Here is a 23,353-nt window from a genome sequence, read left to right as displayed (position 1 = left end):
GGCGCTCTATGGATCTTCTATTAATTCGTCACGGCCAGTCATTTGGCAACGTCGCCGGTCTTCTGAATTCGACCGAGCAGGACGGCCTGACCGAACACGGCTTGCAGCAGGCCGCGAATCTGCGGGTCTCGATGGACAGTCGCGGCCTCGTGCCCGACGTGGTGTATTCCAGCCCCTGGTTGCGCGCGTTGCAGACCACCGAAGTGCTGTTCAAGGACCGCTGCGAGTGGACCGTCGACAGCCGGCTCGGCGAGACCAATGCGGGGCGGTTCGCCACGTGGAAAGCCGACGACTTTCGTCAGGCGTTTCCCGATTGGGGCAAGCATCTGTCGGACCGTTACGAAGGCGGCGAGTCGCATCTCGAGTTGGCCGCGCGCTCGGTCAACTGGTTCGAAGAGGTTTTTCTAAGCCGGGCGGACGAGCCTGGTTTGATGGCCGCGGTCTGTCATGCAGGGCCGATTTCGGTTATCTCGCAGTATCTGCTGAACATTCCACTGTCGAAATTCCCGAACGTGCTGGTGCCGAACGCGTCCATGACGATATTCCGGCAGAACCCGCACACGAAACAGTTTTACCTTCAGATTGCAGGGTTGTCATGAGCGCGTCCATCAAGATCTTCGAGCCCATTTACGCGCCGGGACAAGTGCTGTCCGAGAAAGCCTTTCACCCGCTCGTGCTGCGGGACAATGCGCACGCCGCGTGGCGGGAATTTTATATTCTGGTCCACATGTACCGGCAGGGTCTGCATCTGCAGCAGGAGTTCACCGGCCTGTTCTCGCCGAAGTTTTCGCTGAAGGCGCGCATCGACGGCGAACAGTTTCTGGCGTTCGCCGAGGCCAATCCCGACGCCGACGTCTGCCTGATCAACCCGTTTCCGCAACTCGCGTACATCTCGTTCAATGCGTGGATGCAGGGCGAGCATGCTCATCCGGAACTCACCGCACGCAGCCAGCTTTTACTCGATGCGTGTGGAATCGGCTGGAATCTGAAAGAAGCGCCGCGGCAATCGCCGGGCACGCTGTGCTACTGCAATTTCTGGATCGGCTCGCAATCGTTCTGGGAAAACTACGTCGGCCAGGTGCTGGTGCCAATCGCGAATTTTCTGGAAACGCAAAGCAATACCGCGGCGGCGCGCGCGGTACTCGAACCCACGGTTCATTCGGACGATGCGCCGTTTTTGCCGTTCGTGGCCGAGCGGTTATTCAGCACGTTCCTGACGCTCAATTCCGCTGTGAAGGTCGCCGCTTATCCCATCGAGGGTGACGCCGTGCTCGACTACTGCGTCAGCGATTTCGAAAAAGACATGGTGCGGTATATGCAAAAACCGGTCGACGCCGCGGACCGGCTCCCGTCTTTTCCTCACGAGCAGAAGGAATTGATGGAACTGCTATGCGCACTCTCGCTGAAGTATGTCCGCGCGCATTTCTCGATCAATCCGCATCCGCATACGGGCAAGCCGATCGACTTCGACAGGTTCGACAAGCAGTAACGACGGCAACGCGTCAACCAGTTAGCGGACGAATGAAGATGTCACGCCAGATGCTGTCGCTTGCGCGTTGCAATACGGCGTTGGCCTGTTCGATAAAGGCATCGCTGCCCGTTGGGGCTTGCACCGATGACGTGAGACGCGCCACCACCGCAGCCGCCCAGTCGTCGAGATCCACGCCGGCACCGAACACGCAGTCCGGCGGACAGATTTCCTCCGCCGCGGTACCGCCGCGAACGAACACCGGCTTACCCGCGTGCATCGCTTCGAGCACCGGCACGCAGAATCCTTCGTGCTGGCTGAGCGCGAGTAGCGCGCTGGTGGTGTCGTAGCATTCGAACAGATCCGCGTCGTCGAGCATGCCTTTGAAATCCACCTGTTCCAGCACGCCGAGGCGGCGCGCATGGTTGATCAAATACTTCAGGTAGTCGTAATTCGGTGCGCTGCCGACAATGGTCAACGTAGCCGCAAACTCTCTTTGCTTCAGGCGCGCGAGCAGTTCGATGCCGTCCTCGATCCGCTTGTGCGGCACGACGCGGCCCACCATGAGCAGGTTGGGCTGCGGGTGCCCGGGCGACGCAGAATCCTCGCGCGGTTTGTCGCGGCGGAACGCCGGCATATCGGCAAAGACCGGCGGCACGACTTCGACTGCGTCCGCTTGAGCGAGACCGGCGAGACTGTGAGCGGTGTCATGCGAATTGGCGACGACGGCATCGAAGCCGGCGAGCAACGGCAATTGCGCCAACGCCTGTTCACACAACTGGGCGGTCCGCGGTTCGAACGTGCGCAGCAGATCGGGATCGGTCACGCCGTGGAAATAGCAGATCTTCCTGCACGCGAGCGCAAGCAGCCGTTCGAGATTGGGATCGAAGATCGAATAGCTCAGCAGCACGATATCGTCGGGCGCCACGCTGTCGAACAGGCTCTCCAGCGGATGCACGTCCGGCGTCCCCGCATCGAAACCGGTCGCGTAGAGTTCGACGGCAAGCCCGAGACGTCGGGCCACGCGGGCGAGACCCAGGCAGTGATTGCCCACTGCATCGCCGGCGAAAATATCCGGCGCACACACTCGCAGCGTCATGAAGACTTCGCCTCCGCGATTTCGCTCAAGCGTCGCGCGTAGGCGCGTGCGACCGCTTCCACCGAGTAGTCGCGCTGCACGCGCGCCTGGCCCGCCTGCGCGATGCGCTCGCGCAGCGGCGCGTCGTCGATCATGCGCTTGAGCTGGTTAGCCGCAACCGACACGTCCGGATCGCACCAGTACTGGCCTTCGGAAAACAGGTAATCGCCGGCGCGTAGCGGGATCAGTTCGCCATCCACCAGAAACGCGGTGTCGGGCTCGCAGAAGTCGACGTTGCCGGAAAAATTGGTGACCACCACCGGTTGTCCGAGCGCCATGGCTTCAGCAATCACGCGGCCAAAGCCTTCACTGCGATGCAGCGAGACATAGGCGTCGCAACAGGCCATGAAGTCGGTCGAATCCTGCCGGCTGAGCCGTTCGGAAACGATATGGATACGCTCGTCGCCCGAGGTCAGTTCGAGGACGGCGCGCCAGACCGGATCGTCGTCGCGCACGTTCATCGCCTTGATGACGAGCCCGACGCCCGGAGAGCGCTCGCCGAACGCCTCCTTGAACGCGCGCACGCCGGCGAGCGGATTCTTGCGGCTCAGCCACGAATTGCCGTCGAACATCAGATAGAACAGAAACAGGTCGGCGGGCAGCCCGAACCGTTCGCGCCGCGGATCGGCCGGCTGCGGCACTTCGACCGCCATCGGCATGTGATAGACGGGTGTATCGCCGAGACGGGTGTACACGCTCTGCACGAAGCGGCTCTGCGCCCAGATTTCATCGACCATCTGGTGCACTTTGCCGAACGCGCCCGGCCAGTGAGGCAGCTCCCACGGCCACGCGCCGATCTTGTGCGTGGGCGCGTCGATCAGGCGGCGGCCGCCTTCCAGCGCGAGGCGCACCATCTCCGGCGCGGGCAGGCAAATCAGGCTGACGCTGTACTTGAGCGACTCGCTGATCAGATGATCGACCGAATGGTCGAGCTTGGCGGGCCCCGACATCGGCGCGTTGATCAGCGCGACCGGCGTGTCGTTCAGTTGGAATACCCGCGCCGCCATTCGCGCGTCTTCGCCGAGGCCGAGCACGCCTTGCGGGAAGCCGACTATGTTCACGCCGAATTCGTAGCCGGCCGGCTGGACGTACGCGTGATAGCGGGGCGCTTCGGCCGCGCGATCACTCTCGCCCTCGCTCCCGCCTTCGCCCTCACTGCTGCTGTCGGCCCAGCGGATTTTCAGCGTGCCCAGCAACGGATATTCGACTTCGGCCCACTCGTTCCACCAGTGCACGAGTTGCGCGCGGCCCGACTCGGTACTCGCGTCGTAGGCGGCACGCAGATCGGCACGCTCGCTGACGATCATTTCCAGAAAGCGCGGCAGCACGGACGTGCCGGGCGTCTGCTCGTCGTCCATGCGCGCGAGCGCTGCGGGCAGGCGGGTGGCCGACCATTTGATCGCGTGATATTCGTTCTGCCCGTTGCGCTCCCACCAGGCAAGGAACCCCAGGCGTTCGCCAAAACTGTTCAGGTCGAACGCCCCTTGAAGATCGCGCCGCTCGTTCCAGATCAGAACGAGAAAGCGCGGCAGCAGCGGCAACGCGCATTCGGTGCCGGCTTCCATCGTGAACAGCTCGTCGGGCAGCGCCGGGGTCACCCAGTGAATCGCCGGGTACTGCAATTGCCCGTGTTCGACCCACCACGACAGACATTTCAGCCGTCCGGTAAAGAGCGCCGGCGCGCAGAGCGCCTGCAGATCGGGCCGTTCTTCGAGGATCAGACGCAGGAAGCGCGGCAGCGGCAGCCAGTCGGCGTGATCGCCCCATTCCATCTCGAACCAGCGGACCGGCGCGCCGGGTGGCACCCACTTGATTGCGCGGTATTGCATCTGGCCGTGTTCGAGCCACCACGACAGGCAACTGAGCCGTCCGGTGAACGCCTGCAGATCGAACGAGGCCTGCAGGTCCGGCCGTTCCCGAATGATCTGCGAGATGAAGCGCGGCACTTCCGGACCGCCGTCGACGACCGCGAGTTCCGGTTCGAGCATCACGCCGCCGATGGGTGCCGGCGTCCATTTGATGCGCGGGTATTCGCGGTAACCGTGCTCTTCCCACCAGCTCAACGCGGCGAGGCGGCCGGTGAACTTCGTCAGGTCGAAGGCGCTGCGCAGGTCCGAACGCTCGGCCGTGATGAGCGCGAGAAAACGCGGAAACGGCATCGCCTCCGACTCGGGGTCGTCGATAGGCTGCAGGAGTTCGGGCCACGAAGCGGGCGGCTGCCAGCTCACGCGCGGACTGCCGTTCTGGCCGTGAGCGTCCCACCAGTCGAGGCAATTCAGATAGCCGCTCAACGTGCCCAGATCGAATGCGCGGGACAGGTCGCCCCGACTGCCGACGATCATCGTGATCAGCCGCGGCAGTGTGAGGCCGGCTTCCACGAGCACGGTCTGCGGTTCGAGCAGCGTCGCGGCGAGATGCTTGGCGTCCAGCACGCTCGGCGAGGTGGCGCCCAGCCAGTACGCGAGGGCGTCCGGATGACGCTGGATCAGCGTGTGGTTATCGAGTTGCCGCAGATACTCGCGGTCTTCGTGGCGCAGTACCCAGTCGAAGTCGGGGTACGTCTCGCGCGCCGTCATTTCCCACCAGAAGTACAGCGTGATCCGGTCGTTCAGGCCTTTGGGATTGAAGCGCGCCAGATCGTTTCTGAACTTCATCAGAAAGTAGATCGCGCTCGGCAGACAGAAAAGCTCGGCCGGCGAGGGATGACGATATTCGGCAAGCCATCCGGTCCTGCTGCTGTTAGGTCCCGGGTTAGCCAAGGTCTGCCACCCTCGAAGGCCACGCGAAAGAGAAATCGTCGGCGTTCAGCGTGAGATTCGGCGAGTAGTAAGGGTCGTTCAGCAGCAGGTCGCCCCAGCGCTGGCGGACCAGTTCCGATTCCTGGTTGAAGCGGCTGATCTTTTCCGGCGTGTCTTCCGCGCCGCGCGAGGCCGACTCGTGGTGATAAAGCTCGGCGTACGGCGTCCACACATTGCGATAGCCGGCCTTGCCCACGCGCAGGCAGAAGTCGATGTCGTTGTAGGCGACGTGCAACTGCTCGTCCAGACCGCCGACCTGCTGGTAAATGGACTGGCGGATCAGCAGGCACGCAGCCGTCACCGCGCTCATCGCATTGCGCAGCCGGGCGCGCGCGAAGTAGCCCGGATGGCTGTTCGGGAAGTGCTTGTGCGCATGACTCGCGATGCCGCCCACGCCCAGAATCACGCCGCCGTGCTGGATGGTGTCGTCGGGATAGAGCAGCTTGGCGCCGACCGCGCCGACGTTCGGCTGCGAGGCGAGCGCGACCATTTCTTCGAGCCAGTCCGCGTTGATGACTTCGATGTCGTTGTTCATCAGGCAGACGAAATCGGCCGTGCTCGCGAGCGCGACGCGATTGTTCAGCGCGGAGTAGTTGAACGGCGAATCGTCGCGCACGACGCGAATGCGCTCGTCCGTTTGCAGGCGCGCGAACAGCTCGTGGGTTTCGGGCTTGACCGAGCCGTTGTCGATGATCGTGATTCGCCAGTTCGGGTAGCTCGACTTCTCCCGGACCGATTCGACGCACTGTTCGACGAGGCCTGCGGAGTCACGCGTCGGAATGATGATTTCCACCGACGGCAGGTCGGCCGGCAAGTCATACACGACCTTGTTGAACGCGTCCGTGCCGGGCGCGTGTTCGGCGTGAGCGGCGATCTTGTTGCGCGCCAGATGTTCGTCGAGCGCGCGCATCGCCGCGATATGCGCGTAAGGCTTGGCGTCGTGTCCGGCCGCCGTGCTTTCCGGGATCATGCGCCACTGGTACAGCGCGCGCGGCACGTGCTGGATTGCCTGCGGGCCGGCGTGATCGAGCACGCGCAACGCGAGGTCGTAGTCCTGCGAGCCTTCGAAGCCGACCCTGAAGCCGCCGACTTCGCGCATCACCGACGTCTTGTACACGCCGAAATGCGAAATCATGTTCTGACTGAGAAACAGGTCGTAGTTGAAATCGCACTTGAAGTACGGGTCCGAGCGCTCGCCGGCTTCGGAAATCTTGTCTTCGTCGCTGTAGATGAGCGCCGCGTCGGGATGCGCGTTGAGCGTCTCGACGGTGCAGTAGAGCGCGAGCGGATGCAGTTCGTCGTCGTGATCGAGCAGCCCGACGAATTCGCCGGTTGCCAGTTCGAGCGCCGAGTTGCTCGACGCGCTGATGTGGCCGTTCTGCGTACGGTAGGCGACCTTCACGCGCCCCGGGTATTGCGCCACGTAGGCGTCCAGCACGGTACGCACTTCGGGCTTGGTCGAGCAGTCGTCCGCCACGCAGATTTCCCAGTTCTCGTAGACCTGATCGATCACGGAATCGAGCGCCTTGCTCAGCCACTTTGCCGGCGTGTTGTACGTCGGCATGACGATGCTCACCAACGGCTGCAGCGCGAACGTTTTCGAACGCTCGCGCAAGGCCGGATAGGTCGCGGGCGCGGGCTCGTTCGACTCGATCCACTGCTGATACGACTCGCCGACCACCGGCGCCGCGACCGGTAACGGGCCGCCGCGCCACGCGGCGATTCGCCGCGCGCGGGCCAGCAGTTCGGGCGAGCACTTGTCGGAATCGAGTAGCTCGATGCTCAGGCCGGTCACCGTGAATGCGGCGCGCAACGCGATCGGGTCGAAGCGAAGCGGACCGGCCAGCGTCGGAAACACGACTTCCTGATCGACGTGCCCGTTGGCGTCGACGTTCAGACCGATGGCGCTGTGCTCGGACATGCCGGAGCCCGCGTCCGCGTAGATCATGCACGGCGAGGCCGACGCGGTGCTGGTTTTGAGGTCGAATGAAATTCGCGCGGCCTGGCCCGACAACGCTTCCCAGCCCACCAGTTCGAATTGCGGGTCGTTGCTGGTGGCCTGCCATGCGAAGTCGGGATTCGCGGAAGGCTCGACGTTATTCAGAGGACGAAGATCGAAGTTCATTGTGTCGACAGAGAATCGTAGAGGTCTTTCAAAGGTGTCAGGACGGCTTGCCACGTCAGGTCGCGAGCCGTGTCCGGTCTACCGGTATGGGGTTGCGTGAGCGCAGCGCCGATCGCGGCGGCAATGCTCGCGACATTCGCCGGGTCCAGATAGGCGACGTGCTGCGCGAAGTATTCTTCGGTCGAACCGACCTGGGTCACCGCGAGCCGCGCGCCGGCGGCGTGAGCTTCGAGCGCGGCGAGTCCGGGCGTTTCGAGCGTGCTGGGCAGCACGAACGCTTCGCAAGCCGCATAGGCCGAACGCAGCAGCGGCGAATCGTGCGCGAGCGTGCCGGCGTAGACGAGCTGGTCGCCGCCTTGCGCGAAGCATGCCTGGGCATACGCGGGGTCGCGTTGATGGCCGATCAGCACGAGCTTGAGCTCGGGGAACGACTTCATCGCTTCGATCAGCGCGAGCTGGTTCTTGCGCGGTTCGATGTTGCCGACGTTCAGGACGAAGCGCTCCTGAATGCGGAACTCGTCGCGAAACAGCGAGGCGGCGACCGGTTCGTAAAAGTCCGGTTCGACGCCGTTGAGCACGCTCACGAATTTCTCGCGCGGCAACTCGAAAATGCGCGCGAGCGTCTCGCACTCGATCTCCGAATTGGCCACCACGCGGTCCGCCAGCGAGAACTGATGATGAATCTCGCCGATGGGATACAGGTGCCGCGTTTCTTCCGTGACCCAGAGACTAGACGAAACCACTAACGGCAGGCCCAACTGTTTAACAAAGTTACAGAAGTGGACCGAGCCGCCGACGCAGGAGAAGAAATGCACGACGTCGTGGTCGAGAAAGCGCGGGTTCCACGGATCGAACAGCGTGACGTCGACGCCGTGCGCAGGCAGGTGCTTGCGATAGGCGAGCAGCTGGATTTCTCCGCCGCCGGGGGTGTGGAACGCCATCGGGTAAGTGGCAAACAGCACTTTCATGGCTGGAACTCGAGTGGCTGGACGGGCTGGGCCGTGGGACGTTCGCACCGGCTAGAGGTGGGCTGGAGTGTGCTGTCGTCGAGCACGTCGGATCGGAACCACGATTTCCACATGCGCGAATATGTTTGAGATGTTACGAAGTGTTGAGACGGCGCGTTTGGCGCGGCTGTCCGTTTTATTATCACGGCCCGGGACTCGGGGCTACTCGCTGCGGGCAAGGCTCCTTTGCAATGAGCCGCGATGCCGCGCGTCGATCGATGCGCAAAGCATTCTAGCGCCTAATGTCGCAGGAAAGCCCTCAAGGAACTTTGCTTTCCCGCGTAGTTGCCCGCATACAATACGTCCCGGAAAGAGGCTCGCCCGACGAGTCACGCTAATAAGCTCACTAAGCCCACTGCCACCCACGCCGCCGCCGATGCCAGATTGTATCGTGTCTCAACCGCCTATCCAGCCCGCCGGAGCGCTTCCATGACCCAACGCGTGCTGGTGACGGGTGCCAATGGTTTCGTCGGCCGCGCGGTTTGCCGTGCGTTGCTGCAGCGCGGCGACAGCGTCGTCGGTCTGGTGCGGCGCGCGCAGACCACCGTGGAAGGCGTGCGCGAATGGCTGTTCGACGCGAACGATTTCGAAGGCATGGACGCGCGCTGGCCGCTCGCCATGCAATGCGACGCCGTGGTTCATCTGGCCGCGCGCGTGCATGTGATGCAGGACACCCTGGCCGATCCACTCGCAGCTTATCGCGCGACCAATGTCGAGGGCGCGTTACGCGTCGCCCGGGCCGCTCGCCGCGCGGGCGCGCATCGCTTCGTGTTCGTGAGCAGCGTCAAGGCGGTCGGCGAGGGCAGCGACGGCCGGGCGCTGACGGAGACCGACCCGGCCGCTCCCAGCGATCCCTATGGCATTTCAAAGCTCGAAGCCGAGCGGGCGTTGCTCGCGTACGGTCGCGAGTCGGGTCTCGAGATCGTGATTGTGCGGCCGCCGCTGGTCTACGGCCCGGGCGTGCGGGCCAACTTCCTGCAACTGATGAACGCCATCGCTCGCGGCATCCCGCTGCCGCTCGGTGCGATTGCGGCGCGACGCAGCCTCGTGTTCGTCGATAACCTCGCCGACGCACTGGTGCATTGCACGACCGATCCGCGTGCGATAGGCGAAACGTTCCATGTGACCGATGGCCGCGATCTCAGCGTCGCCGAACTGGCGCGTCTGCTCGCCATGCAATTGCATGTGCCGGCGCGGCTCGTGCCGGTGCCGGTCGGCGTGCTCAGGCTCGCGGGCCGGCTGACCGGACGCTCCGCGCAGATCGACCGGCTGATCGGCGAGTTGCGCCTCGACAGTTCCCATCTGCGCGAACGCCTTGGCTGGTATCCGCCGCACACCGTCGAACACGGCTTGCTGGAAACGGCAGCCTGGTACCGTTCCAAGCACTGAATCCGATATAGATGCCGATTGCCTCGTTCCTGCTGCAGCCCGCGGCGCAACCCTGGTTGTGGGGCGCCGCCGCGCTCTGTTCATGCGCCGCGATTCTCTGGGTGCTGCTGCGAACCGGTCTCGCCTGGCGTCTTGCCACCGACATCCCCAACGACCGCTCCTTGCATACGCGGCCGACGCCACGCGTCGGCGGATGGGGCATCGTGCCGGTCCTCGTGATCCTGATCGTGCTGGGCGCGCCTGCGTTGTGGTTGCCGGCTTTGCTTGCGGCGCTGCTGGCCGCGCTGTCGCAGGTCGACGACCGGCGCGGGCTGCCTGCACGCGTGCGTTTTGGCGGCCATGCCGCCGCGGTGATCGCGCTGATCGCCGTCTATCCCGCCGATGTCCCCTGGTGGGCGCTCGTGGCCATGGCGGTCTTACTGGTCTGGCTGGTCAATTTGTACAATTTCATGGACGGTTCGGACGGTCTGGCCGGCGGCATGGCGCTGTTCGGCTTCGGCGGCTATGCGATCGCCGCGAGCGTCGCGCTCCATGCGGACCCTTCGCTTGCGCTTGCCGCCGGGATTGTGGCGGGTGCGGCAGCAGGTTTCCTGCTATTCAACTTTCATCCTGCAAGGATTTTTCTCGGCGATGCCGGTTCGATCCCGTTGGGTTTCCTTGCCGGGGCGCTGGGCTACTGGGGCTGGCGCGAAGCCGTCTGGCCGGTGTGGTTCCCCGCCGTGTGCTTCGCGCCGTTCATCGGCGACGCATCCGTCACCTTGCTCAAGCGCCTGCTGCGCGGTGAAAAGTTCTGGCAGGCTCACCGCGAACACTACTATCAGAGAATGGTGCAGTCGGGTTTGGGCCATGGCGCAACCGCACGGATTTGGTATTTGTTTATGGCGGCGGGCATAATGCTTGCTATCTGGGCACTTGAGTTCGCCGTGCGCGACCAATGGCTAATGGTCGCCGCATGGGCTGCGGTACTCGTCGTCGCCGGGCTTTGCATCGATCGCCATTGGCGGCGCCATGTGTCCCGTTCCGGGCAATCCTGAGGTTCTGCGCAATGAAAAGATTCAAAGCCCGATGGCTTTCGTTCAGTGCGTTCGCTTTCGACCTGTGCGCCGTGGCGCTGGCCTGGATGCTGGCCTATGTGATCCGCTTCAACGGACCGGTGCCCGATCCATTCTGGTGGAGCGGCCTGCACGCGCTGGTGTGGGTGCTCCTCATCTATGCCGTGATGTTCCGCAGCTACGGTCTGTACCGCGGCATGTGGGTGTTCGCGAGCTTGCCCGATCTCGTGCGCATCGCCAAGGCGATCGGCGTGGGCGCGCTGGTCGTCATGATCGGCTCGGCGCTGTTGCAGCCGGCGCCCGTGGTGCCGCGTTCCGTTCTCATCGTGTCGCCCATGTTGCTGTTTCTCGGTATGGGCGGTTCTCGCGCGCTGTATCGCGCGGCTAAAGAGTTCTATCGTTACGGCGGTCTCGTCGGTCAGGGCAAGCCTGTGCTGGTGCTCGGCGCGGGCAATGCCGGCGCGAATCTCGTGCGTGAATTGAAGCGCTCCGGCGAATGGCGCCTCGCGGGTTTGCTCGACGACGATCCGGTCAAACAGGGTCGCGAAATCTACGGGTATCGCGTGCTCGGCGCGATCAGCGACTTGCAGAAGATCACGGCCGAGATGAAGGTCGAGCATGTGATCATCGCGGTGCCGTCGGCTTCGGTGGAAGCGCATCGGCGCATTGCGACGCTGTGCGTGCGCGCAGGCGTGCGTGCGATGACGTTGCCGGCGCTCACGTCGCTGACCCAGGGTCAGGCGTTTCTGTCGCGAGTGCGACAGATCGATCTGGAAGACTTGCTGGGTCGCGACCCGGTGAGCGTCGATACCGAGCACGTGGGCGCGCTGCTGAAGAATCGCGTCGTGATGGTGACGGGCGCGGGCGGATCGATCGGCTCCGAACTATGCCGGCAGATTCTGCGCTTCGGGCCGGTGCAACTGGTCGCCTTCGATATCTCCGAGTTTTCGATTTATCGCCTCAACGAAGAGTTGCGCGACAAGTACCCCGAGGTGTCGGTGGTACCGATCATCGGCGATGTGAAAGACTCGCTGCTGCTCGACCAGGTGCTGGCGCGCTACAGTCCGCATATCGTGTTTCATGCGGCGGCCTACAAGCATGTGCCGTTGATGGAAGAGATCAACACATGGCAGGCGGTGCGCAACAACGTGCTGGGCACGTACCGCGTCGCGCGAGCGGCGATTCGTCATGACGTCGCCCATTTCGTGCTGATTTCCACGGACAAAGCCGTGAACCCGACCAACGTGATGGGCGCGAGCAAGCGTCTCGCGGAGATGGCGTGTTCGGCTTTGCAGCAGCAGGGCGCGCGCCGCACGCAATTCGAAATCGTGCGTTTCGGCAACGTGCTCGGCAGCGCGGGCAGTGTGATTCCGAAGTTCCAGGAACAGATTGCGCGCGGTGGCCCGGTGACGGTGACGCATCCGGAAATCACGCGGTTTTTCATGACCATTCCCGAGGCGTCGCAACTGGTGTTGCAGGCGTCGAGCATGGGACATGGCGGCGAGATCTTCATTCTCGATATGGGCAAGCCGGTGCGCATTGCCGATCTTGCTCACGATCTGATCCGCTTGTACGGCTTCACCGAAGAGCAGATTCGGGTGGTGTTCACGGGGCTGCGTCCCGGGGAAAAGCTGTACGAGGAACTGCTCGCGGACGATGAAACGACGACCCGTACGCCGCATCCGAAGTTGCGCATCGCAAGGGCGCGTGAGGTGTCGGAGGGGCTGATCGATAACCTGCTGCCCTGGTTGATGCAGCATCGCGTACCGGCCGACGATGAAGTGCGCCGCGATCTGCGTCGCTGGGTGCCGGAGTATCAGCCGGCCACGGCGACGTCGTTGAGGAGTGTGCCGGTGGTGACGCCGGTGACGCGGGCTTCGTGAGGGACGAGGGGTAGAGTGGTTTCCGACTTTTCAGAAAGCTCGTTCTGACTTTTCCTATCGAAGAAAGATTCTCGCTTCGTTAAAAATGCTCGTGCCGATTCGGCGAGAGACATTTAAAGAGGAGCGAAATGAAATCTGAAATCGACGAGGTGGTCTCGTGAAGTTCGAGTGTTGGCTTCTGGAGAAGTACCGCTCGGACGCGATCGGCGAGCCTGGCAGAGAAATCTACTTCACGAGCGCAGTTTCTCTGAAAATCCCCGCGGACTGCGACGCCAATGACGTGGCGATCATCGGTGTAGACACGTTCACCATCGACCAGGGCGGCACCTATCTCCATATGGATGGGATTGCAGACTACTCTTCCGCAGTCGGCGATCCTTGGGACGCTATGCGGCCGCTCTGCAATCGATCGGCGCGGTCGATGATCGAGGACATGTGCGCACAAAAAGGCCCCGACACCTGGTTTTCGTTCGTGTTTGTCGAGCCTGGCAGACCGCGGTTGCGGCTGGTCTACAGTCGTCGTTGCTGACGCCGCCCCCTACCGCTTCCCCTTCCTCACCACCATCCATCGCGGCGACTTGAACCGCACGATGCTCATATACAGCCACACGTAAGTCGCCGCGAACACCACCACGAAACAGAACAGATGCAACGTATGCCGCCAGAACAGCGTCGCCGGCACGACTGCAATCAGACAGAGCAGCCACAGATAAGGTGAGGTCAGCGAGTTACGCCGCGTCAATTCCGCCGCGGTGCGCGTGCCGACGGCCCAGCGCATCAGCCGCTTGTACACCAGCATATGCAGATGCACGCCGTCGGGAATACCCGGCGACATCCCGCGAATAAACTTCTTCCGGTAAATCGAAAAGCACGTCTCGAAGATCGGGTACATGAAAAGCAGCACCGGATACCACGCCGACACATCCCGATTGCGCATCACCAGCATGATCGACAGTTCGGCGAGCATGAAACCGATGAAGTACGCGCCGCCATCGCCGAGAAAGATCAGCCCCGCCGGGAAATTCCAGATGAAGAAGCCGAGCACCGCGCCCATCATCATGAACGAGGCCGACAGCACCACTGGATCGGAAACCTGGAACGCCACGTAGGCGAGCGACGCGAACATCATGAACGCGACCATCGACGCGAGACCGTTGAAGCCGTCGATGATGTTGATCGCATTGGCGAGCGCCGCGACGGCGAGCACCGTCACCCCGCACGAAATCACCGCGTAGGAAAGCAGAAAGTCGAGCGGCGGCACGCTGATACGCGTGACCGCAATATCCAGCAGGAAGTAGGCGAGCGCCGCGGCTGCCATCGTGCAGATAAGCCGCGCGAGCGGCGAGACCCGCTTGGTCAGGTCTTCCACGAGACCCGAGCCGAACGCCGGCAAGCCGCACGCAATCAGCCCGAGGATGCCGCCCGACACGGCGGGATACGCGCCATGCAGTTGCACGGCGGCGACGATCAGGCCGAGCAGAATGCCGGTCCCGCCGATTCGCGGCACCGGGTTCACATGGAATTTCTGCACGCCGGCGAGATCGCTGTCGGTAGAGAATTTTTCATGCAGATGCGCATAGCGCACGATCAACAGCGTGATCAGCAGTGAAACGAGAAAGCCGAGCGCAAAACTGAGCATGAAAGTGGGCCTGAGCGATGACGCCGAATTATACAAACGAAACGCCCGCGGCCCCGAAAGCGACGTGGCCGGTCCACTTTATTCATCACGGATAAGGTGCGGCGACTTGTCAGCGAGCAAGCGGCGAGCGCGCATATATGATCGGAACGAGCCGACGAGACCTCGAGGATCCCGATGCTGAACAACATGACGATTCGCGGCGGCCTGACGCTGGTGATCAGCGTATTCGTCGCCTTCCTGCTGACGGTGATCGGTGTCGGTTACGGCGCGTTGTCGCTGGCCGACCAGAGTCTCGACGACACGCAGCACAGCGCCGCTGCGCTGTCGCGTCTGCGGGCAAGCTCGGAGAAGTTGCTGCGCGTGCAACTCGCACTCGGTACTTACCAGTCGAGCGTGGCCATCGGCGAGAAGACGGAAGAGCTCTTGCCCGCTGCCCACAAGCTGCTGATGGAATCGGGCCGCGATTTCAGCGAGTACATGGCCGGCCCGTTCTCGAGCGACGCCGAGCGCACGCTGGCCAGCCAGGCCGCCGAAGCGCGCACGGCGCTGATCGACGGGGCCATGGAGCCCGCCTTCAAGGCGCTGAACAGTCTCGACTTCAACGCGTTTCGCAGCATCCAGGGGCAGACATCGAGCGGCTTCGATGCCACCTATTCGAAAGCCATCGATACGCTCGAACGCGCTCAGGTCGACGTTCAGCACCGGCAGGCGAAGACCGCCTCGCAACGTTTCCAGATGGCGACGCTGCTGTTCGTCGCAGTCGGCGTGCTCGCGATCGTACTCGGGTTGGCGGCGCGGATCGGCTTGTCGGCGGCGGTGGTCCAGCCGGTTAAGACGACCATCGGGCACTTCGAGCGGATTGCCGCGGGCGATCTGACCATCGTCATCGGCAACCGCTCGCGCAACGAGATGGGACAGCTACTGGGCGCGCTGATCACGATGCGCGACGGCCTCGCGCAAATGGTGGCGAAGGTGCGCGGCAGCACCTCGGCGATCACGAACGGAGCGAACGAGATCGCATCGGGCAACGCGGATCTCTCTTCGCGTACCGAACAACAGGCGGCAGCCGTGCAACAGACGGCAGCGAGCATGGAGCAACTCTCGGCCACGGTGAAGCAGAACGCGGACAACGCGCGGCAGGCGAACCGGCTCGCGCAGGGCGCGTTGGATACGGTGACGCGCGGCGGCGCGGTTATGTCACGCGTGACCGAAACGATGGACGGCATCACGGACGCGTCGCGCAAGGTGGCCGAGATCATCGGCATGATCGAGGGGATCGCTTTTCAGACCAATATTCTGGCGCTGAATGCGGCAGTAGAAGCCGCGCGCGCCGGCGAACAGGGGCGCGGTTTTGCGGTGGTGGCCTCAGAAGTGCGCGGTCTCGCGCAGCGCTCGGGCGCGGCGGCCAAGGAGATCAAGACGCTGATCGGCGAGTCGAGCGCGAAGGTGGAGCAGGGTGCGTCGCTGGTGAGCTCCGCACAAAAGACCATTCAGGAAGCACTCGGCGCGGTTCAGCGTGTGACGGACGTGATGAACGAAATCGAAGCGTCCGCGCTCGAGCAGAGCGATGGCATCGAGCAGGTCAACAAGGCGGTCTCGCAGATCGACGAAGTGGCACAGCATAATGCGGCGCTGGTCGAGCAGGCAGCGGCCGCGGCGCGGTCGCTCGAGGAACAGGCCGAGACGTTACGCGAAGCGGTTGCGGTGTTTCAGGTCGCGGCGTGAGGGGCGAAGTGAAGCCTCACATAAAGCGCGGTGGACCCGGCTCGTGTGCGGACGCGATACGGACATCTGTCCCGACAAAGGTCTGGTAGCATGCGCCGACGGCGGAGCTCGACTCCAGGCTTTATTTCGACGGTGTTATCGTCGTGAAAAGCGATGCGATTCGACAGCCGGGGTGGGTCGTGCGCGGCCGTGGCTCGATGCCCAAAGGTCGCCACGTCCCCAGCCTGACTTCGTGCTGTTCGACGCCCAGAAAAATTCGATGTAGTCGTTTAGGGAGCGGAAGATGGTGAGTTTCTTGACACACGCCGCCTGTCTGTTGATCGGCGTGGCGATTGGTGTCTTTGCGTGTGCTCTCTGTGTGGCACGCGCCAGAGGTTCGAAGGATGAGAACTAATCGTTCCCGTCCTTCTGGCGTCAAAGTTATTGCTTCACAAAACGACGCGAACACCCGGCTGGGTGTTCGCGTTCATCCGATGGATTACGACGGTTCGTTTTACTTGATCGGCGTCAGGTAGCTGCCTGACAGGAATCGTTCCGAACTGGGAATCGTCGCGGTGTACGCCTTGATAGCCGCAGCGAGTTGAGGACGAATCAGGTTGCGGTTGTAATCGTAGATCGAATAGCCGTCACCCTCACCATTGCTCGGATCGCCGTTACGTACGACGTACCAGAACGCTTTCTGCACCGAGCCGTTGGTCATCATCACTTTCAACTGGTTGAAAGCCGCAAGTTGCCCGGCGTCGGTGCCGTTCGTGCCATTGTTGGTTTCCGTGAGCCAGAGCTTTTTCGGACCATTGGGCGTCAGGCTCGACATGGTGTCGATAAACGCCTGCATCAACATCACGTAGTCACTGCTGCTGAAGTACGGGTGGACGTCGACGACATCGATCGTGGTGTTCAGCGGGCTAGTCGCGCTCTTCGTGCTGTTGCCCATGGCCTTGATGTAGTCCGTGGCCTGGATCAGCTCGCTGCCTGCGGGCGGTTGCCAGCCATTGTTCGGATACGCCGAGTTATAGAAGTACGAGATGCCCTGAGTGTGCAGGACCGTCTGGTAGCCGGACTGGCTCTTCGTGTTCAGAACCTGCTTGGCTTCCGAATAGAGCGTCTTGCTGCGGTTCAGGATGTAGCCGGAGACACCGTTCGGATCGCCGTACGACGGATCCGTCGCGGAGAAGCTCCAGTTGGTCTCGTTGAACAACTCGATATCGGCAGTGAACGGCAGGACGACATCCATCAGCGAACCAAAATACTTCGTGAAGATGGCATCGCAGAAGTCGAGTCGCGGCGACGATGCGCTCGGCGGACTTTGCGTCGCGGAGCACTTATAGGCGCTCGCCGGCGCATACATGCCGACCTGGAAGAGAATCTTCATGCCGCGCGTACGCGCGGCATTCAGAAGCGACTTCATGAATGCAACCTTGTTCGGATCGAGCGTGCTGCCATCGGCCTCGACCATGAAGTCCCACGAAAAGCCCAGCCGAACCGTACCCACGCCCAACGCGGAAATCAGGTCGAGATCCTTCGAGCATTCGCTCAGCGCCGTCTGATCGGCACTCCAGAGATTGCAGTTCACGTCCATGGCGAACCGGTCGTTGCCGCTGCCGTTCGGCGGCGGCTGCACGGTTGAAACCGCCGTGGTGCCAGTCGTGGTGGTGGCGGCGGCGGTCGTGGTCGTGGTCGTGGTGGCAGCGGCCGCAGTGGTGGTCGTGGTAGCGGTAGTCGTACTCGAAGTTTTCGTGTGATGACGCGCGAAGGCTGACATCGGCTGCGCCGATAGCAGTGCTACAACTGCGAAGAGGGAGAAGAGTTTAAGTTTCATTTTCTGACTATAAATGGCTATTGCTTGGAGTTGGTCCGAAAACGTTGGCGTTACGTATGCCGAGCAGCATTGGTCGATTCTGCTGATGGCATTTCATAACGTGTCACGTCTGGCGCGCGCATCTGTCAATCACCCTGTCCCGCCCTTTGCAGAATTGCGCGGTTATAGGGCTGGCCGTTGCTCTGGGTGGGCGCCCCAGTGTCGTTCTGCGCAAGGGTGGTGGTGCTGGTTACAACCGAGCCGGTGCTGCCGATGCTCGCGTCTGCGCTACCGTCCGCGGCAGGCGATGCCACATTGGAGACCGTCGAGGTCGAACTGCCGTCGTCCTCGCCGTCGCCACCGCAAGCAGAGAGGCTGAGCGCCCCTGCACCGAGCGCAACGACTGCCAGGAGTTTGGCCAGTCTGGTAAGCCGGTTGGACGTGAAGTCGATTGGTGAAAAGAGTCTGTTGGAAGAGGACATGTGTCTATCGAGGTCGATCGAACCTGACCGTTAAAAAGAACAGCGTTCGCGTGAAAAGAAGGCCGCCGCGAAACTCGGGGCGACAGTGTCCAGTCGTACTAACTAATTCATTGCTCTTGAAACCAGACGCTGGCGCACGCACGAATAGACGGGCGCGTTGCTGAAACTAATCGTCTGATTTAATGCGGGACTAAAGCCGGATTGAACCGCAGAACCAGTTCAGTAGAAACTTCGCATAAAGAGAAGTAGACGGATATTTAAACCTGTTTGAAACGGGGTTTAATCTGTCTGAACTGATGAATACGGATGATACATAGTTGAAACAAATTTCGCGAAGTCGAGTCGTAACTAAGCGTAACAATGGAAGGTATGGTAAGGATAGGGTCGGACTGGTGGTGGATAAGGACTCAAAACCCTTATCCGACAAGGCTTTTAGGCTTTTAAAAGAAAGTCTGAAAACGCATCGCAAAACGTTAAAAAAATATTTAAGGCGGCTTTGGATGGCGTTCGGGGACTATTTTCAGATACCACTTTATTACATCATACTATATGAGCTTTATCTTACCCGACCCGTTTAAAATGATTTTGAAAGGAATATGCTGAGTCGCAACCAAGCTTGCATGGAAGGCAATTTCGTCGTGACAGGCCCGCCTGCCCGGATGCAAACGTAGACCGCCCAAAATTACCCCGATTAAATCGGCTGTTTCAATTAATGCGTAACGCATGACACGTAGATTTTCCGGATTGAGTCAGGCCCTTTGAAAGCCCTGCTGTGTGGATCATTAACGTACCTGTCATGAGCTTTGGGCCTCGCAAAAACAGGCAGGAATTCAAACGCTTTCGTCCAACGTAAAGCCCTTTTCGTCAAACTTCGCTGGTGTGTGGTCAACCTCACAAACGACGGCAACTTCCAGCGTGGAGACAGGTCCGCTTGGGCGGCCTGACTGCTACGCTGCTTCATGTTGGTAATCCCCCGCGTCTGGGGCAACAAAAACAGATTTCACGCGATTCGTCCCCGGTATTCGCCGACCGTGATGGGAATTCTTTAGCGATCCGTAACGTTTATCAGCCGTTCAGATTTTCGCGGGAGCATGATCGATGTCTCACGGATATATTGGCACCCGCTCTCGTTCGCTGATGGAAGCGTCGGACCGAAAAATCACTCGACGCACTTTGCTGCGCAGTATGGCTTCAGTCGCGATCGCCGCGGCCTCATCGCCCCTGCATGCGCAGCACGAATCGATTGGGTTGGTCGCACCGCCAGTTCGTTTAGAAGACGTGTGGCTGGTCGATCAAACAGGGCAAAAGCGGCTGCTTAGCAACCTGTTGCTCGACAACGTGACTGCGTTGCAGACCATCTATACGGGCTGCAGCTCCGTTTGTCCTTTGCAGGGCGCGCTATTCAACGCGGTTCAGAACCGGATACCGCAACTCCGAACCCGACATCCGGTGCAATTGGTCTCAATCGGAATCGATCCACTTTCCGACACACCGTCCGCTCTGCACGACTGGCTCGTGCGATTCCAGGCGGGCCCCGCGTGGAAAGCGGCCACCCCCACGTTACGCGACGTCGATCGGATGCGCACGGCGCTTTCCGGTAGCACGCTGCCACTCGGCAACATTGCGGATCATTCGACGCAGATCTATTGCTTCGACGCGACCGGCATGTTGCGCTGGCGCAGCTCCGATCTTCCCCGCACTCAGGACGTCTGCGACGTTCTGAGTGCACTGAGCCGCGTATAGCCTTTCTGGAACCGATGCCATGCAACGACTTCGATATATCAGGATCCGCTCCGGATTCATCGACACGTGCGCGAAGGCGCTGCTTTCGATCGTCTTCGCCTTCACGTTTGCACTACACGCTAATCCGGCCCACGCACAGGCGACGAGCACGCTCACCGTAACCGGTACCACCTTGTGCGCGGACATAACCGGCGAGTCGAAAACGACGGGCGCCCAACTCATCACGTGGGCGTGCAATGGCGGAAACAACCAGCACTGGACCCTCACGCAGAACAACGGGCTGTATCAGTTCGTCAACGTCAACAGCAAGCTTTGTCTCGACATCTACGGGCAAAGCACGGACGCTGGCGCGGGTGCACAGCAATGGACCTGCAATGGCCAGGCGAACCAGAGCTATAAACTGATTCAGCAGGGAAATGGCTACGCCATCGTCGCGTCGCAAAGCGGGCTTTGCCTGGCTGCCGCGAGTTCGACGGCGCAAGGCGTGCAGGTGACCCAGCAACCTTGCAGTGGCGGACCCCTTCAGACGTGGCCCATCAGCGGTATGACGGTGACAGCGGTGCCGTCGAAATGGACCACCGCGTATAACCTGACGATCGTGCCGTCCGCCGCGGCCAATCTTCCCGACGGTACCGTCGTCGTATGGTCCGCCGACCAGCAATTGGACTTCACGTCGGGCGAAGTCACGCCGGGTAAAACGTATACGTCTATCTTCAACCCGGCGACCGGAACGAGCAAACAGGTGATCGTCACCAACACCGGGCACGACATGTTTTGCCCCGGCATCGTGAATCTGCCGGACGGCCGCATCTTCGTGACAGGTGGGTCGAGTAGTGACGAGACGAGTTTCTATACGCCTTCCACCGCAAAATGGTCGTCGGGTCCGCTGATGAAAATCCCGCGCGGCTACCAGGGTAGTTTGACGTTGAGCAACGGCAGCGTATTTACCGTGGGTGGCTCGTGGAACGGCGGCGAGGGCGGCAAGAACGGCGAAACCTGGGACCCGGCTACCGGATGGCGTCTCAATAGCGCGATCCTCGCGGACTACATTCTCACCCAGGACGCAGGCGGCATTTTCCGCCAGGATAACCACGCCTGGATGTTCGCGGTAGCGAACGGGCGGGTCTTCCATGCGGGCCCGAGCGTTGCCATGCACTGGTTCGATACGACCGGCAACGGCAACGTGAGCCCGGCAGGCAATCGAGGCAGCGATGCCGACGCAATGAACGGCAACGCGGCCATGTACGACATCGGCAAGATTCTCACTGTTGGCGGCGCGCCGAGTTACGAGCAGTCCAACGCGACCGCGAATGCCACGATGATCGACATCAGCAGCGGCACCGCCGTGACACAAACCATCACGCCGATGCATTACCGCCGCGCATTCAATAACAGTGTCGTTCTGCCGAATGGGCAAGTCGTCATCGTGGGTGGACAGGCGTTTGCCCAACCCTTCACGGACGATGCCGGCGTGCTCGCGCCCGAGCTCTGGGACCCGACGACGAAAGCCTTTACGGTGCTCTCTCCGCAAGCCGTGCCGCGTAACTATCACAGCATTGCGCTGCTTCTCCCGGATGGCCGGGTGCTGAGCGGCGGCGGCGGTCTGTGCGGCACCTGCTCGACTAACCATACGAATATCGAAATACTTACCCCGCCATATTTGCTCAATACGGATGGGACGGCCGCAACACGGCCCACTCTCACCTCGGCGCCGGCCACGGCCCAGCTCGGTACGTCGATAGCGGTCGCCGGCAGCAGCGGGATGAAAGCGTTCTCGCTGATGCGGCTGTCGTCTTCCACGCACTCGGTCAACAACGAGCAGCGACGTGTGCCCGTGACCTTCACCGTGGGGACGGCTGGGGAATATCTGGTTGCGATTCCGTCCGACCCAGGCGTGGTCGTCCCCGGCTACTACATGCTGTTCGGACTCAATGCCAAGGGTGTGCCGAGCGTGTCGCGAACGGTGCAGATCCAGTGAGCGCGTGGCGATCGCGATGTTCTGCGGCGAGCGCAGCCGTGCTTGCTCTCGCACTGCTCGGCGTGTCAGGTTCGAGCAAAGCGGCAGAGCCGTGCAGTTCCAGCGATGTGGGCTGCGCGATTTTCTACGGGAAACGCGCGGTCCCGGCGGAGTTGCGCGACGACAATCGTCTGCTGCCGGGCGCGACGACTCGCTGTGTGAACTGTCACACCCGAACCGCATCGCCGGACAGCTTCGCACCACCGTTGACGCCCGGCTATCTGTTCGCAGCAGCGAGCCGCCGCGGCGGCCCGGCGAGTAGTTATGACGAGCCGGCGTTCTGCCGGGTGCTCAGGGAGGGCATCGATCCGGCAGATGTCATGCTGCGCAAGGCAATGCCTCACTACCGGATTTCGGACCCGGATTGCAAAGCGCTCTGGCATTTCCTTACCCAACCGTAGTGCCTTGTAAGCGAGTTCTCAGGTTGTGTGGGCTAGCGCGCAGTGGATAGTGATATTGGCCCACCATACTTCCCACCGAAAGATCAGCGATTTTTCAACGGATTGCGCGAAGTGCTCGCTCAAGTCGCGTTCCAGCAGAATCATTAAACAGTTGAATCGACGCCGATGCAGAAGGCAGAACGCTCGTGCCTCTGCATCTCCGGTCGCGGGACTCGTTAAATAAAAACGACTTCGTTACGTAGAATAAAGTACTCGATTTTAGTATGAAGAAATTCCGCTTCAGTTAGAGAAGAACCTTATTCTTCATGACAATGAAAAATAAAAAAAACCGGGGTGTGGTACATCGAATTTCTTCGGTGATGAAGTTCTCACCAATGAAACAAAACCGTCGTTTTCGCTGCTTTAATCACGTGTCTTTAACGGACTGTACGATGGCGTCAGCAACCGCTATTCATAATATTCCGTCGAAGGGTGCAATGTTACGCTGATCGCGAGTTCCACGCCGCCTTCGCGACTTCTCGTGGCAAAAGATATTCAAGAAAACGAACATCAATAAGAATTGCAGCATTTCATCCAAGTACCCATCTCACCACCGTTCCAAAGGGTGTCTGCTTTACACAGGAGATAGTATGTTCGATTCCAACGCCGCCGCGGATCCGAAGCTGGAAGACGCGTGCCTCGACGTCGC

General features: G+C 61.3%; 18 protein-coding genes. 11 read left to right on the top strand and 7 right to left on the bottom strand.

Going from position 1 to position 23,353, the window contains the following annotated elements; genetic code table 11:
* Positions 1-8 precede the first annotated feature (8 nt).
* Together FQ746_RS08800 and FQ746_RS08795 are read left to right on the top strand one after the other, a co-directional pair.
* Entirely contained in the window at positions 9-599 is a 591-nt protein-coding gene (locus FQ746_RS08800; RefSeq protein WP_144108551.1) for a histidine phosphatase family protein, read from the top strand.
* Positions 596-1,489, top strand: coding sequence for a hypothetical protein (locus FQ746_RS08795; protein ID WP_144108550.1), 894 nt, complete (start codon positions 596-598; stop codon positions 1,487-1,489). The genes FQ746_RS08800 and FQ746_RS08795 overlap by 4 nt, the downstream gene beginning before the upstream one ends.
* A gap of 13 nt (positions 1,490-1,502) precedes the next feature.
* Here FQ746_RS08795 and FQ746_RS08790 read toward each other — a convergent pair whose 3' ends face one another.
* From FQ746_RS08790 to FQ746_RS08775, 4 genes are read right to left on the bottom strand one after another with little or no spacing between them, the layout of a single operon-like run.
* A complete protein-coding gene (locus FQ746_RS08790; RefSeq protein WP_144108549.1) occupies positions 1,503-2,567 on the bottom strand; it encodes a glycosyltransferase family 4 protein in 1,065 nt (354 codons plus the stop codon).
* Positions 2,564-5,365, bottom strand: coding sequence for a glycosyltransferase family 4 protein (locus FQ746_RS08785; RefSeq protein ID WP_144108548.1), 2,802 nt, complete (start codon positions 5,363-5,365; stop codon positions 2,564-2,566). The genes FQ746_RS08790 and FQ746_RS08785 overlap by 4 nt, the downstream gene beginning before the upstream one ends.
* A complete protein-coding gene (locus FQ746_RS08780) occupies positions 5,358-7,529 on the bottom strand; it encodes a glycosyltransferase family 2 protein (RefSeq protein ID WP_144108547.1) in 2,172 nt (723 codons plus the stop codon). Before FQ746_RS08780 ends, FQ746_RS08785 begins: the two co-directional genes overlap by 8 nt.
* Positions 7,526-8,497 carry a glycosyltransferase family 4 protein gene (locus FQ746_RS08775; RefSeq protein ID WP_144108546.1) on the bottom strand — a complete coding sequence of 324 codons (972 nt, stop codon included), beginning with the start codon at positions 8,495-8,497 and terminating at the stop codon, positions 7,526-7,528. Before FQ746_RS08775 ends, FQ746_RS08780 begins: the two co-directional genes overlap by 4 nt.
* A 468-nt stretch (positions 8,498-8,965) precedes the next feature.
* Between FQ746_RS08775 and FQ746_RS08770 the strand changes: the two genes are divergently transcribed.
* The 4 genes from FQ746_RS08770 to FQ746_RS08755 all read left to right on the top strand — a co-directional run bounded on the left by FQ746_RS08770 (position 8,966) and on the right by FQ746_RS08755 (position 13,389).
* Positions 8,966-9,925, top strand: a complete 960-nt coding sequence (locus tag FQ746_RS08770) for a UDP-glucose 4-epimerase family protein (RefSeq protein WP_144108545.1) — start codon at positions 8,966-8,968, stop codon at positions 9,923-9,925.
* Between the two features lie 11 nt (positions 9,926-9,936).
* On the top strand, positions 9,937-10,959 hold the full coding sequence (locus FQ746_RS08765; protein ID WP_144108544.1) for an MraY family glycosyltransferase: 1,023 nt from the start codon (positions 9,937-9,939) through the stop codon (positions 10,957-10,959).
* 11 nt (positions 10,960-10,970) lie between these two features.
* Positions 10,971-12,860, top strand: a complete 1,890-nt coding sequence (locus tag FQ746_RS08760; protein WP_144108543.1) for a polysaccharide biosynthesis protein — start codon at positions 10,971-10,973, stop codon at positions 12,858-12,860.
* Between the two features lie 157 nt (positions 12,861-13,017).
* Positions 13,018-13,389 (top strand): hypothetical protein, encoded by a 372-nt coding sequence (locus FQ746_RS08755; RefSeq protein WP_144108542.1) that lies wholly within the window; start codon positions 13,018-13,020, stop codon positions 13,387-13,389.
* A 9-nt stretch (positions 13,390-13,398) separates the two neighbouring features.
* On the opposite strand, the gene FQ746_RS08750 is transcribed toward FQ746_RS08755, so the two are convergent.
* On the bottom strand, positions 13,399-14,499 hold the full coding sequence (locus FQ746_RS08750) for an MraY family glycosyltransferase (protein ID WP_144108541.1): 1,101 nt from the start codon (positions 14,497-14,499) through the stop codon (positions 13,399-13,401).
* A 174-nt stretch (positions 14,500-14,673) separates the two neighbouring features.
* On the opposite strand from FQ746_RS08750, the gene FQ746_RS08745 reads away from it, so the two are divergent.
* Positions 14,674-16,224: a methyl-accepting chemotaxis protein gene (locus tag FQ746_RS08745; RefSeq protein ID WP_144108540.1), complete on the top strand. Its 1,551-nt coding sequence runs from the start codon at positions 14,674-14,676 to the stop codon at positions 16,222-16,224.
* A gap of 493 nt (positions 16,225-16,717) precedes the next feature.
* Here the strand turns inward: FQ746_RS08745 and FQ746_RS08740 are convergent, their stop codons facing one another.
* Positions 16,718-17,803 (bottom strand): glycosyl hydrolase, encoded by a 1,086-nt coding sequence (locus tag FQ746_RS08740; protein ID WP_144108539.1) that lies wholly within the window; start codon positions 17,801-17,803, stop codon positions 16,718-16,720.
* Here FQ746_RS08740 and FQ746_RS34735 point away from each other — a divergent pair.
* Complete coding sequence (locus FQ746_RS34735) at positions 17,802-17,966, top strand: hypothetical protein (RefSeq protein ID WP_186310677.1); 165 nt, start codon at positions 17,802-17,804, stop codon at positions 17,964-17,966. The genes FQ746_RS08740 and FQ746_RS34735 overlap by 2 nt on opposite strands.
* Positions 17,967-18,168: 202 nt before the next feature.
* On the opposite strand, the gene FQ746_RS08735 is transcribed toward FQ746_RS34735, so the two are convergent.
* Positions 18,169-18,504: a hypothetical protein gene (locus FQ746_RS08735; RefSeq protein WP_144108538.1), complete on the bottom strand. Its 336-nt coding sequence runs from the start codon at positions 18,502-18,504 to the stop codon at positions 18,169-18,171.
* Positions 18,505-19,602: 1,098 nt separating this feature from the next.
* Here FQ746_RS08735 and FQ746_RS08730 point away from each other — a divergent pair.
* Genes FQ746_RS08730 through FQ746_RS08720 form a run of 3 tightly spaced genes read left to right on the top strand, consistent with a single transcriptional unit; the run spans position 19,603 to position 22,665 of the window.
* The gene (locus FQ746_RS08730; RefSeq protein WP_144108537.1) at positions 19,603-20,247 is read left to right on the top strand and encodes an SCO family protein; all 645 of its coding nucleotides are present in this window, start codon (positions 19,603-19,605) and stop codon (positions 20,245-20,247) included.
* A 19-nt stretch (positions 20,248-20,266) separates the two neighbouring features.
* Complete coding sequence (locus tag FQ746_RS08725) at positions 20,267-22,225, top strand: RICIN domain-containing protein (protein WP_144108536.1); 1,959 nt, start codon at positions 20,267-20,269, stop codon at positions 22,223-22,225.
* A 38-nt stretch (positions 22,226-22,263) separates the two neighbouring features.
* The gene (locus tag FQ746_RS08720) at positions 22,264-22,665 is read left to right on the top strand and encodes a hypothetical protein (RefSeq protein WP_260853946.1); all 402 of its coding nucleotides are present in this window, start codon (positions 22,264-22,266) and stop codon (positions 22,663-22,665) included.
* Positions 22,666-23,353 lie beyond the last annotated feature (688 nt).

The sequence above is a fragment of the Paraburkholderia sp. BCC1886 genome, assembly GCF_900996245.1.
GTDB lineage: Bacteria > Pseudomonadota > Gammaproteobacteria > Burkholderiales > Burkholderiaceae > Paraburkholderia.
The sequence above is the reverse complement of the archived record's forward strand: the minus strand, read 5'-3'. Positions and strand labels throughout refer to the sequence as shown.